Here is a 12633-nt window from a genome sequence, read left to right as displayed (position 1 = left end):
CGCGCCATGGCCTCCGTACTTATATTAATGGGTTCCAAATCAGACTGGCCCGTCATGCAACATGCTGCCACTATGTTAGAAGAGCTTGGCGTGAGTTGGGAAGCGCGCGTTGTGTCTGCGCACCGCACACCCGACTTGTTGCAAACCACTATGGCTGAAGCCGAACAAACCGATGTAAAAGTAATCATTGCGGGGGCAGGTGGTGCTGCGCATTTACCCGGAATGCTTGCGGCCTTTACCTGCCTGCCCGTTTTTGGTGTACCGGTGCCCTCGAAACAATTGAAAGGGCTCGACAGCCTGCTATCCATAGTACAAATGCCCAAGGGTGTTGCCGTTGGCACGCTGGCCGTAGGCCAAGCTGGGGCCGCGAATGCGGGACTTTTGGCGGCGCAAGTTTTGGGTACCACTAATCCTGCTATTCAAGACGCTGTTCGCGCTTTTCGCAGCAAACAACGCGAAACTGTACTTGAAAACAGCACTTTGGAGCTCGACAAATGAACGTGCTGATTCTCGGCAATGGACAACTTGGTCAAATGCTGGGGCAAGCCAGCATTCAACTCGGCCACGAGTGTTTGCTGGTGAATACACGCACGAATCAAGTTATGCCTGTAGGTGCGCATACGGCTGTTTCGCTTTCCCTAGAACAAGCCGTAGCATGGGCCGACGTGGTGAGTTGGGAGCATGAGCAAATCTCCGACCAACATGTAGCGTTAGCGCAACATAAATTACTGACAGATCCGGCGCAAATTAAGCCTCTTACACACCGACAGCACGAAAAAGCACTGTGCGATGAATTGACTTTAGCGACGTCTCCTTGGCAAGCTTTTCAAACCGCCAGCGAGCTCGAGGCTATTCTTCAGCAATGGCAAGGCAAAGCTGTAATTAAAGCCGCCGAAGGTGGCTACGACGGCAAAGGGCAATGGCGTTGGCAGCCAAATGACCCTATTGCACCGCTGCTGGAAACTGCAGGGCAACAACCGGGCATTGTGGAAGCGATGATCCCCTTTAGCCGTGAAGTTTCTATTGTAGGGGCGCGACACCGCGACGGTAGTATTCATTGTTATCCGTTGGTGGAAAATGTACACACCCAAGGTATTCTCAGTTATACCCTTGCTAATCTCACGGCCATTCCAGCTCACTTACAAGCCACTGCAGAAGCATGGTTCGCAAAACTTACCGCTCATTTAGGTTATGTAGGTACACTTGCTATTGAATTTTTCGTAGTTGGCGAAGGCGACAGCGCAACCCTGCTTGTGAACGAAGTAGCACCAAGGGTTCACAATAGTGGTCACTGGAGCATGATTGGCAGCAATTGCAGCCAATTCAGTTTGCACATGCGCAGCTTAACGGGAGCACTGATCCCCCCCCTGCAAAACAACCCAGTACTTATGTTGAACGTTATTGGCGTAGTTGAAATTCCAGCGACACTATGGCGTGACCCATCGGCGCAGCCGTTCTGGTACGGTAAGGAAGCTCGCCCTGGTCGTAAAGTGGGCCATGTGAATGTTCAGGTGCAAGATATCGAGCAGGCCAAAGGCTACATTAATACCTACACGAAAGCGCTTCACATTTAAAATCAACCCCTTAGGCAATAGTTACGCGCCAATTTGAACCAATTGGCGCCGGTTCTCGTTCTAAAACTACATTTATTTTGGAACCGAACCATGCGCACTGCACGGCCAACACAAGAGTATGTTTTTATGCAAGGACGAACTGAGCCTCAACCCCGTTATTTCACTTGGGCGGCACTTGGCCTATTCACTTTACTGCTGGCAGAATGGTCGCGCTGGTTCGGTATTCAAGGCAGCGAAACGTCTGCTATTTGGCCACCAGCTGGAATATTTCTTGGCGCGTCGCTCGCGCTTGGCCTGCGAGCCCTTTGGGTGCTCGCACCGGTTATGCTGCTTTGGTCAATCGGTTTTCAGGGCATGCCGCTCAGCATGGCGATAGGCGGTGTACTGGGGCTGAGTATTGGTACTGCGGTCGCTCATTTCTTAATTGTCCGCAGCCGCAAAACCATAGAGCCCCAGCACCGTTTGAACCACTTGCCGAATCTCTACTTTAAAGGTGCGGTGCTCGGCTCGGGCATTTCTGCACTCATTGGGGCGCTTACATGGCGCCTTACAAACCCCAATGTTGCCGAATTTAACGTACAAGACATCTGGCTCGTTTATTGGTTATTCGAAGCGCTTGGCGTTATTTTGTTCGCTCCACTTTATTTGAATCTGTTTCGCGCGCCACGGATATTCATTTTTGAATTCATTGCCGATCTCAAAACCCGTAGAATTCAAGTTTGGCTAGCGCTCGTCGTTACCGCTTTAGTGATGAGTGTTGTACTCGATAGCGTTGGAGACGGCCGCTACGCGCCCATTTTTGCCTTTGCCTTATTCCCGCTTATTTGTTGGTACGCAGTAGAAGGCCGCACCAGCAGTTTGAACTTACTTATCCCTATTTTTGCCGGTATTTTTGTGTATTTCTCACTTTATAATATTGCCGGCTTACCCACAGTCAATAACTTCACCGACTTATTACGGATACTTATGCAAGTGGGTATTTTGGCCGTGATGGCACAGCTTGTGGGTGCCATAAACCGCCAGCGAAATGACTTACTGCAGCGGTTTCGAGACTTGTCTGAGCAAGACTTCTTAACCGGCTTAGCAAACGACCGAGGTATTGACACTGCACTTCGGCACGCCATAGACAAAGAGGCAGAGTCGGGTAAAACGCAGTGGCTTATTTTTATTCAGCTGCCCGATATTCAAGCCATTAAAGATCTGTTGGGGCTCGAAGGAGCCGCTCGGGTGGAACGTTCAATTGCAGCCCAACTCAAGGTTGCTTGCCCCGACGCAACCTTAGCAAGAATAAACCAAGGTCGGTTTGTGGTATTGCAAAATGCAGACTCGCCTGAGCGCATTGAGCAGCTTGCCGCTGAGCTTTACCACAGCTTAACCGACCCAAACGAGAAAGACGACTTGGCAACTCGCCTACGAATTTCCATGGGCGTAGTGCCCATTAACGGCACACTGAGTTCACCACGGCAATATTTAAATGCAGCAGCCCACGCTTCTACCATAGCCCGCAGCAAAGCTTTAAGTTTGCATTGGTTGGCGAACCCAGAACAGGTTGCCAACTCCCATTTCGAGCTTACTAAGCGGTTTGAGCGCTTAAAGCACGCCATTGAAGAAGACAATCTGGTGCTCTACGCACAAGAAATTCGCCCATTACACGCCAATAATGGCCGTCTTTCCTTTGAAATTTTAGTGCGTATGCGCGACAGCGAAGGCAATATTCTGACACCGGGTGAGTTTTTACCTGCGGCAGAAGCATTTGGCATGATGCCTGTATTAGACCGCTGGGTAATAGAAAACACCATGAAGTTCTTAGCCGAACAAAGCCCCTGTATCGATAAATTGCAAAAGTGCGCTATTAATCTGAGCGGTGCGTCACTCTCCGACCCCGAATTTGCTAGCTTTATAGGCAGTTGCTTACAACGCTACCAAGTACCACCCGCCTGCATTACCTTTGAAGTGACGGAAACCGAGGCTATTCGCAATCCAGCAGAGGCATTGCAATTTATACACGATGTACACGAGCTAGGTTGTAAGGTTGCCCTCGACGACTTCGGCACGGGCTTGGCGTCGTTCGACTATTTACGCCAATACCCTTTCGACGAATTGAAAATAGACGGTGTGTTCATTAAAGAGCTGATTGCCAACGATGTAGACAAAAGCATTGTTAGCGCTATTTGCCAAGTGGCGGGTGCCATGAAACTACAAACCGTAGCTGAATTTGTGGAAGACGTAAGTTGGTCTGAAGTGTTAGCAGGGCTTGGCGTGGATTTCGCGCAGGGGTATGGTATTGGAAAGCCACAACCACTAAGTGACATTTGCCATGCCGCACAACAACCAGCCATTTAGCGAAGCGCAAAACCATAACCATCAACCTTCACACTACATATTGGCACTCGACCAAGGTACCACGTCTAGCCGTGCCTTGGTGTTTAACCGTAACTTAGAGGTACTGGGCCGCGGCCAGCATGAGTTTGCCCAGCACTTTCCTGAGAATGGTTGGGTGGAGCATGATCCGGAAGATATCTGGCAAACCACCCAAGCCGCTATAAAAGACGCCCTCGCAGCCGCGCAACTCAGCGCCCAAGACATTGCTTGCATAGGCATTACCAACCAAAGAGAAACCACCGTTTTATGGCATCGAGAAACCGGCAAACCGCTCTACAACGCCATTGTATGGCAAGATCGGCGTACCGCTGAGCGCTGCCACGCATTCAAAGAACAAGGGTTAGAGCCTGACATTCAAGAGCGCACGGGGCTGCTGCTCGACCCCTACTTTTCCGGAACTAAATTACAATGGTTACTCGACAACGTTACGGGCGCGCGCGAACAAGCCGAAAATGGCGAACTCTGTTTCGGCACCATCGACAGTTTTCTATTGTGGCGACTCACCGGGGGTAAGGCCCACGCTACCGACGCCAGTAATGCCTCTCGCACCATGCTAATGAATATAAACAACGGTGAATGGGACCCGAAATTGTTGGAGTATTTCAATATCCCACCCGCGTTACTGCCAAAAATTTGCGACAACGCCCATGCCTTTGGGCATACCGACAAAGCTTTGTTTGGTGCGAGTATTCCCATCACCGCCATGGTGGGCGACCAACAAGGCGCGCTTATGGGGCAAGCCTGTATTCATAATGGCCAAGGCAAAAGCACCTATGGCACCGGCTGCTTTCTGCTGATGAACAGTGGCGACACGCCCTTAGTGTCGGAGCACAAACTACTTTCAACCATCGCCTGGCAACTGAAGGGTAAGCGCACTTACGCTTTAGAAGGAAGTATTTTTATGGCAGGCGCTATTGTGCAGTGGCTCCGTGACAAACTAGGAATAATTAAAACCGCCGCAGAAACCGAATCCTTAGCCGAAAAAGTGCCTTGGAGCCAAACGGAACTGCTTATTCCCGCTTTTACCGGTTTAGGTGCGCCCTATTGGCAACCCCATGCACGGGCTGCACTATTTGGCATGACCCGCGACACCGGCCGCGAGCAGATTGCTGCGGCGGCATTGCGCAGTGTTGCGTTGCAAACTGAAGATCTACTCAAAGCCATGCGCGACGACGGCATTCACCCCGAGCAACTGCGCGTAGACGGCGGTATGACCGAAAACAATTGGTTTTTACAAGCGCTAGCAGATGTGACCGGTTATTCTGTGGTGCGCGCCAGCAGTAGCGAAATTACGGTGCGCGGGGCCGCATTTTTAGCGGGTTTGCAGTTCGGTTTATTTAGTAACCTGCACGACATCGAGTCACTTTCTGGCAGTAATGGGGAATTTACGGGCACCCTCAGCGCCAGCGAAAGGCAGCAGCAACACAAACGTTGGTTGGCGGCCATCGATAAAGTTCGCTAGAATGCTTGCCCTTTTTCTAAACGGCCGCTGTACGTAAGGGTCGTGGTTTGTACGCTGATAACGCACGAGGTGAAATTGAACACTAACAATGAAAAGCTTTTCCAGCTTGCGACCGAAGCTATGCAGCGCTCGTATTCGCCTTATTCTAAGTTTCCCGTAGGCGCAGCCATTCGTACGCCTTCTGGGCAAACATTTTTAGGCTGCAATGTTGAAAATGCGTCGTACCCAGAAGGAACCTGCGCCGAAGCCGGCGCTATTGCCGCCATGGTAATGGCCGGTGAACACCAAATTGAAGACATATTCGTGATTGGCCAAGGCGACGGCTTAGTAACGCCATGCGGCGGCTGCCGGCAACGCATTCGCGAATTCGCCACCGCCAAAACGCGTATTCATATTTGTGGGCCCGAGGGCGTGCGCCAAGTATTCACGCTCGACGCATTACTGCCACATTCTTTTGGCCCTGAACATCTCGACTAAGGAGCTGCTATGAGCACCGCAACCCAAGCCACCGCCACGTTGGCATTTTCCTTATTGGATTTAACCAGCTTAACCGACAATGAAACGATCGCGGATATAGAACAACTGGCAGAGAACGCGTCACTCACCACCGCAAACGGCGAACGCCTGCAGGTTGCAGCGCTTTGTGTTTATCCGCGCTTTATACCTTATGCGCGCAAGGCGCTCGATCAGCGTGGGCTAGAACGCGTGCGTATAGCGACTGTAAGCAACTTTCCGCATGGCGGTAGCGACATTGATATTGCGGTAGCAGAAACCAAAGCCTGCGTGGCCTATGGTGCCGACGAAGTAGACGTTGTGTTTCCCTATCACGCTTTTCTCGCCGGCGACAAACAAACTGCGTCGTTACTTATAAAAGCCTGCAAAGCGACCTGCGGCACGCATGCACTGCTCAAAGTCATTTTAGAAACCGGTGAATTAGCAACACCACAAGCCATAGCAGAGGCCAGTGAGTTAGCACTTGCAGCCGGCGCCGACTTTATAAAAACCTCAACCGGCAAGGCAACGGTAAATGCAACGACAGAAGCAGCCCATTTAATGTTGCAAGCCATAGCAGGCTATGGCCAACGACCGGCGGGTTTTAAACCTGCTGGGGGCATTAAAAACCTTACCGACGCCACTGTTTATATAGAGAAAGTGCGCGCACTGCTCGGTGAAGAAGCCGTAAGCCCAGCACGCTTTCGTATTGGCGCAAGCTCAGTTCGTACAGATTTAGCACAGGTGCTTGGCGAAACTCGCACCTCCACTCAACCCCAAGGAGGGTATTAAGTATGTTACCCCAAGAGATTATTCGCGCGAAGCGCGACGGCAAGGAGCTCTCGCGGGAGCAAATCGCCTATTTTGTTCGCGGTATTACCGCCGGTTATGTTTCCGAAGGCCAAATTGCAGCGTTTGCCATGGCGGTATTCTTTAAAGGCATGAAAATGGCCGAGCGCGTGGCGCTCACCGAAGAAATGCGCAATTCGGGTAGTGTATTGACTTGGCAAAGCCTGAATCTTCCCGGCCCGGTGGTGGACAAACATTCAACAGGCGGCGTAAGCGACTCCGTGAGCCTTATGCTCGGCCCGTTAGTGGCTGCCTGCGGCGGATATGTGCCCATGATCGCAGGCCGCGGGCTCGGCCATACCGGCGGTACTATCGACAAACTCGAAAGTATTCCGGGTTATAATGTTGCACCAACTGAGCAAGACTTTAAACGCATTGTAAAAGAGCTCGGCGTGGCCATTATTGGTCAAACCGGTGAAATTGCCCCGGCCGATAAGCGTTTTTATAGTATTCGCGACGTAACCGCTACGGTTGACTCCATTCCGCTCATTACAGCCTCGATTTTGTCGAAGAAATTGGCTGCTGGGTTACAAGCACTTGCCATGGACGTAAAAACTGGTAATGGCGCTTTTATGGTTGAACAAGAAGACGCACGGCAACTCGCAGAAAGTATCGTTACCGTTGCGAATCAGTCCGGTGTACCGACCTCTGCCACTATTACGGATATGAACCAAGCATTGGGCTCAACCGCAGGTAATGCCATTGAAATGCGCGAAGCCATTGACTACCTAACAGGTAAATATCGTAACCCGCGCTTGCATCAAGTTACCCTCGCACTCGCCGAGCAAATGCTGTTACTTACTGGCCTCGCCAGCAATGCCGCCGACGCGCAAAGCAAACTCAACCACGCACTCGACTCTGGTGCTGCCGCCGAGCGCTTTAGCAAAATGGTGCATGCATTAGGGGGCCCTACAGACCTTATCGAGAACGCGAGTAAGCACTTACCTTTAGCGGCAATTACGCTCCCTGTTTATGCAAACGGCGAAGGTTATGTGAAACGCATTGAAACCCGCGACGTGGGCATAGCCGTAGTAACCTTAGGCGGTGGTCGGTCTGAGCCAAGCCAACGTATTGACCATAGTGTCGGCTTAAGTGAGCTAGTGGGTATTGGCGAACAAGTAAGCGCGAATAAACCAATAGGTGTGGTACATGCGCGCACCGAGGAAGAAGCGCAAGCTGCCGCGCAGACCTTACAGCAGGCGTACAGCGTGAGCCCACAACCGGTAGAAGCACCGCCTGTGGTATACTCGGTGTTAAACCCAAAGTAAAAAAGTATGCGATAACGAGGGAAAACTAATGGCCCGTGCAATTGTTCTGATGTTTGATTCCTTTGGCGTAGGCGCCGCCGACGACGCCGCTGCTTTTGGTGACGTTGGCGCTAACACATTCGGCCATATTGCAGAGGCATGCGCCGAGGGTAAAGCGAACGAGCAACGCAGCGGGCCATTGTCGCTACCCAATTTAACTGCGCTTGGTTTAGCGCGGTTAGGCGCAGAAGCCGCTGGCCACCCCTTTCCGGGGCTAAATCAATCCGTTGAACCCACCGCTATATTTGGCTTTGCTCAAGAGCTGAGTAACGGCAAAGACACCCCCAGCGGACATTGGGAAATGGCCGGAGTGCCGGTGCTTTTTGACTGGCACTACTTTCCAACCACAGTGCCCACCTTCCCTGCAAGCCTCACCGACGCGTTGATAACAGCAGGCGACCTGCCGGGTATATTGGGCAACTGCCATGCTTCAGGCACGACTATTATTGCGGAGCTTGGCGAAGAGCACATGGCGAGTGGCAAGCCTATTTTCTATACGTCTGCAGATTCCGTGTTGCAAATTGCCGCCCATGAAGAAACCTTTGGGTTAGAGCGGCTCCTTAAACTGTGCGAGCAAGCGCGCGAGCTACTCGATCAACAAGGGCTCAACGTAGGCCGCGTAATCGCTCGACCGTTTTTAGGCGACACTCCAAACAATTTCAAACGTACAGCAAACCGGCGTGATTACTCAGTACTCCCGCCCGCGCCTACGGTATTAGTGAAAAACCAAGAGGCCGGTAACGAAGTGATCAGCATTGGCAAAATAGCCGACATATACGCCCACCAAGGGATCACTCAAAAAGTAAAAGCCAGTGGCAACGACGCGCTGTTTGACGCGACATTGCAGGCCATTCGTACGGCGCCGGAAGGCAGTATTATTTTCCCTAATTTCGTTGATTTCGATATGGAATACGGGCACCGCCGTAATGTTGCGGGCTATGCGCGTGCGCTCGAAGCGATCGACAAACGTTTACCCGAACTTATTCGTGAACTGCGTGAAGACGACGTGGTATTTATTACGGCCGACCATGGCTGCGACCCAACTTGGGAAGGCACCGACCATACCCGCGAATACGTACCGGTTATAGCCTTTGGTCCTAAAGTTACGGCGAAAAATATTGGAAAACGCGACACCTTCGCCGATATTGGCCAAAGTATTGCGAGCCACTTAGGGCTCGCACCACTCGAATACGGCAAGAGCTTTTTATAAAACCTGCTGCAACCAGCGTGAAATGTCTTGAATCTGTGGTCCACACACTTGGTGGGCCATCGGGTAGGTTTGGTGAATCACGCTATAACCCTTGCCTTCTAACCATTGCTTCGCTTGTTCACCCAGCATTGCTGGCACGATAGGATCTTGGCTGCCATGTTGCACAAGTATCGGCGTTGATTGCTGAGCTGCGTTCGGCTCAATCGAGTCTTTGGTCGCCAAGTACGTAGACAACGCCATAATACCCGCCAACTTTTTAGCAAAGGTTAAACCCGCTTCATACGCCACCGCGCCGCCCTGCGAAAAGCCAGCCAGCACAATACGCTCCGGCGCAATACCGCGCTCGATCTCACGCTCAATCAAAGCGTGTGCCGCATTCGCCGAGGCTCGCAATTGTGCTTCGTCAACGCTACGCTCAATCGACATTTCCAAAATATCGTACCACGCAGGCATGGTCATGCCGTTGTTAATGGTCACCGGTATTTTCGGTGCATGAGGAAAAATAAAGCGCGCATGGGTGCCTTCGGGCAATTGAATATGGGGCACAATGGGTTCAAAGTCGTGGCCGTCGGCCCCCAGCCCATGTAACCAAATAACACTGGCATTGGCGGTGCCATTCGCAGGCTCAATTTCTACGCAAGGAAGGTACTGCTCTGTCATTCCTGAGTCCTTATTCATCAGTTAATTCCGTTGTTATGGAAAGTTCATTATTGCTAATGGTGCGGTGTACCGGGCATTTATTGGCAATTTCAAGCAATCGTTCACGCTGTTCCGTGGTTAAATCGCCTTCAATTTTAATATGCCGTTCAATACTTTCGTCGCTGCCTTTGCCTTTGTTGTGTTTAAGATCAACAGTAACCTTCTCAAGTGGCCATTCCTTCCTCTTGGCGTACATACGCAAGGTCATGGAGGTGCAAGCCCCTAATCCCGCGAGCACCATTTCCATGGGCGCTGGGCCCTCGTCGGCCCCACCTAGGCTTTCGGGTTCGTCGGCTAACCAGCGGTGATTATAAGTGGTCACCTGTTGTGTGTAGGGCGCTATTTTTTCTTCCACCCGCACACAACCTTCCTTTACTTCATGGCTCATGAATTGTCCTCTTGCTGACTTTCCTGTTGCTGAAAATTTTTACAACGCATTACTTGAAAAATAAAACACGAGTACCTAGATCAAGTTGTGCAGGGGTGGGGCTCCATGAGCACACTCAAACTGCATAACATTATATCGCTCAAGAGAGGATACACTATGAACACGATTGATTTAACACCACTTTATCGTAACAGCGTTGGCTTCGACCGCTTGGCCTCATTACTCGACAACGCCCTTCGCGGCGACACTGGCACCGGCGGCTACCCTCCGTACAACATTGAAGCCACCGAAGAGAACCAGTATACCATTACCATTGCCGTTGCAGGCTTTGAGGAAAATGAGCTCGACATTCAGGTAGAGCGCAGCATACTTACCGTGCGCGGTAAAAAAGCCGAAGACGACAGCAATCGCAAATACCTTTATCAAGGCATTGCAGCACGCGCTTTTGAGCGCAAATTTAACCTCGCCGAACACGTAGAAGTAACCGACGCTGAACTACGCAACGGCTTGCTCAATATCTATTTGGTGAAGGAAATTCCGGAAGCCATGAAGGCGCGCAGTATTAGCATTAAAAATGCCGACCGCGCATTAGAAAATAAAGGGTAAGCAACCCCCAACAAAAAACCCGGCGAGCGCCGGGTTTTTTATTAGCTGAAATTTATTCCGCGGTTTTAGGGTACACCTTCACCCACTCTGTTAACATGCGAACACCGTAGCCCGTTGCACCGGCAGGGTGAATACCACTCGGGCCGTCAACCTGTGCATTACCCGCCATATCAATATGAATCCATGGCGTGTCGCCCACAAAACGTTGCAATAACATAGCGCCAGCACTTGCACCCGGCGAACCGGTGTTTTTCATGTCGGCAATGCGGCTTGAAATTGAGCGTTCAAAACGTGGGTCTAAAGGCAAACGCCAAACCCGTTCGTTCACCGTTTCGGCTGCTTCAGCTAAGGTTTCATACACCAGCTCATTGTTCGCAAACACCGCCGAAAAGTCAGTCCCTACCGCAGTCATTTTGGCGCCGGTTAGGGTGGCAATGTCGGCAATAGCGCGAGGGTTGTAATGCTCACGCACATACCATAAGCCGTCAGCCAAAATAAGTCGCCCTTCGGCGTCGGTATTCGCTACTTCAATGGTTAAGCCCGAGCCCGTAGTGACCACGTCGCCCGGCAATAAGGCTTCGCCAGAAATAGAGTTTTGCGACAATGGTACGACACCCACTACGTTTTGTTCCAAACGCTGACCCGCAATGGCAGCCACCGCGCCCACTACAGCCGCGCCACCCGCTTTATCGGTGGGCATACGGTGAATTGACGCAGCGTTGGTCTTTAAGTTGTAGCCGCCGGTGTCGTGAGTGTTTCCTTTACCCACCAATGCAATTGGCTGCTCGCTACTACCTTCCCAATGCGCAATTAATAGGTGTGCCTTATGCTGGCTACCCTGCGACACTCCATAAAGCGCGCCCATACCCATTTCCAGCACTTGCTCAGGAGTAAGAATAGTAACGTTCACGCCTAACGGCTCAAGCGCTTGGCGAGCATATTCGGCAAAAGCGGCCGGATAACCTGCGCTACCCGGTAAATTAGTAAGCTCACGCGCTAGAAAAACGCCCTGAGCTAAGGCTTGCATAGCTTCAAATTCGCGCTCAGCATGCGAACGGCTGGTTACATGGTAATGATACGTTTGCGCTGGGCGTGCCGCCGGCGAACTTTGGTAGCGGTCAAAACGGTAGTTGCGTAAGTCTACGCCGTGCGCAAGCTGCGCTAAAATACGGCCATTGTAAACAGGGTTGCTAATTAGCTCAGCGTTCACCTGCACAGTTTCCGCCTTGGTGTTGTTAATCATGTTCGCTAACGCCGCACCCGCGTCTTCCACTTTGGTTCGCGCGGCTTCCGCAGGGTCGCCCACGCCAACTAAAATAAGCCGTGTAACACCCAGCCCAGCAGGTGCATTTACCGTTTCTTGTTGGCCCATTTTCCCTTCGAACCCAGCCACTTCGGCAATACGAGCCACTTGTTCAACAGTGCTGGTGCTCCAGCCTGCAAGTTGAATAGCTGCGCCTTCTGGCACAACGACAACAAGGGTGTCGGCTTGCTCAGCCGCTTGAGTTGCAATAACCGTTTGCGTTGACAAGTACGAAGTAACCAACGGATTCTCAATCGTGGCGTTCGCACTAAATGAAGCACCAAATAATGCCATGCTCAGTAAGCTGGCTTTCATAATCGGCTTAAGTTTCATTACTTTTTCCTTGGTTTTAGTTTTCAAA

At 51.4% G+C, this 12633-nt stretch carries 12 protein-coding genes; 9 read left to right on the top strand and 3 right to left on the bottom strand.

Features of this window, described 5'->3' with window-relative positions; translation table 11 throughout:
* Positions 1-6 precede the first annotated feature (6 nt).
* From purE to DQW12_RS05405, 8 genes are all read left to right on the top strand, one after another.
* Positions 7-498 carry a 5-(carboxyamino)imidazole ribonucleotide mutase gene (gene purE, locus DQW12_RS05440; RefSeq protein ID WP_113906837.1) on the top strand — a complete coding sequence of 164 codons (492 nt, stop codon included), beginning with the start codon at positions 7-9 and terminating at the stop codon, positions 496-498.
* On the top strand, positions 495-1574 hold the full coding sequence (locus tag DQW12_RS05435; protein ID WP_113906836.1) for an ATP-grasp domain-containing protein: 1080 nt from the start codon (positions 495-497) through the stop codon (positions 1572-1574). Before purE ends, DQW12_RS05435 begins: the two co-directional genes overlap by 4 nt.
* A gap of 126 nt (positions 1575-1700) precedes the next feature.
* A complete protein-coding gene (locus DQW12_RS05430; protein WP_198683910.1) occupies positions 1701-3917 on the top strand; it encodes a sensor domain-containing phosphodiesterase in 2217 nt (738 codons plus the stop codon).
* Positions 3892-5418: a glycerol kinase GlpK gene (gene glpK, locus DQW12_RS05425; RefSeq protein WP_113906834.1), complete on the top strand. Its 1527-nt coding sequence runs from the start codon at positions 3892-3894 to the stop codon at positions 5416-5418. Before DQW12_RS05430 ends, glpK begins: the two co-directional genes overlap by 26 nt.
* A gap of 75 nt (positions 5419-5493) precedes the next feature.
* Positions 5494-5895: a cytidine deaminase gene (cdd, locus tag DQW12_RS05420; protein ID WP_232819891.1), complete on the top strand. Its 402-nt coding sequence runs from the start codon at positions 5494-5496 to the stop codon at positions 5893-5895.
* 9 nt (positions 5896-5904) lie between these two features.
* On the top strand, positions 5905-6702 hold the full coding sequence (gene deoC, locus DQW12_RS05415) for a deoxyribose-phosphate aldolase (protein ID WP_113906832.1): 798 nt from the start codon (positions 5905-5907) through the stop codon (positions 6700-6702).
* 2 nt (positions 6703-6704) lie between these two features.
* A complete protein-coding gene (deoA, locus tag DQW12_RS05410) occupies positions 6705-8027 on the top strand; it encodes a thymidine phosphorylase (protein WP_113906831.1) in 1323 nt (440 codons plus the stop codon).
* Positions 8028-8055: 28 nt separating this feature from the next.
* Positions 8056-9276, top strand: a complete 1221-nt coding sequence (locus DQW12_RS05405; RefSeq protein WP_113906830.1) for a phosphopentomutase — start codon at positions 8056-8058, stop codon at positions 9274-9276.
* Here the strand turns inward: DQW12_RS05405 and DQW12_RS05400 are convergent.
* Together DQW12_RS05400 and DQW12_RS05395 are read right to left on the bottom strand one after the other, a co-directional pair.
* On the bottom strand, positions 9271-9936 hold the full coding sequence (locus DQW12_RS05400) for an alpha/beta hydrolase (protein WP_113906829.1): 666 nt from the start codon (positions 9934-9936) through the stop codon (positions 9271-9273). The two genes, DQW12_RS05405 and DQW12_RS05400, sit on opposite strands and share 6 nt — an antisense overlap.
* A gap of 10 nt (positions 9937-9946) precedes the next feature.
* A complete protein-coding gene (locus DQW12_RS05395) occupies positions 9947-10363 on the bottom strand; it encodes an OsmC family protein (RefSeq protein ID WP_113906828.1) in 417 nt (138 codons plus the stop codon).
* Positions 10364-10519: 156 nt separating this feature from the next.
* Here DQW12_RS05395 and DQW12_RS05390 point away from each other — a divergent pair, with 156 nt between their 5' ends.
* Positions 10520-10969: an Hsp20 family protein gene (locus DQW12_RS05390; RefSeq protein ID WP_113906827.1), complete on the top strand. Its 450-nt coding sequence runs from the start codon at positions 10520-10522 to the stop codon at positions 10967-10969.
* Positions 10970-11021: 52 nt separating this feature from the next.
* Here DQW12_RS05390 and DQW12_RS05385 read toward each other — a convergent pair whose 3' ends face one another.
* On the bottom strand, positions 11022-12605 hold the full coding sequence (locus DQW12_RS05385; protein ID WP_232819890.1) for a leucyl aminopeptidase family protein: 1584 nt from the start codon (positions 12603-12605) through the stop codon (positions 11022-11024).
* Positions 12606-12633 lie beyond the last annotated feature (28 nt).

Origin of the sequence: Aliidiomarina celeris (assembly GCF_003316875.1) — a bacterium.
Lineage (GTDB): Bacteria > Pseudomonadota > Gammaproteobacteria > Enterobacterales > Alteromonadaceae > Aliidiomarina > Aliidiomarina celeris.
Note: the sequence above shows the minus strand (reverse complement) of the source record. Positions and strands in the feature narration are given on the sequence as shown.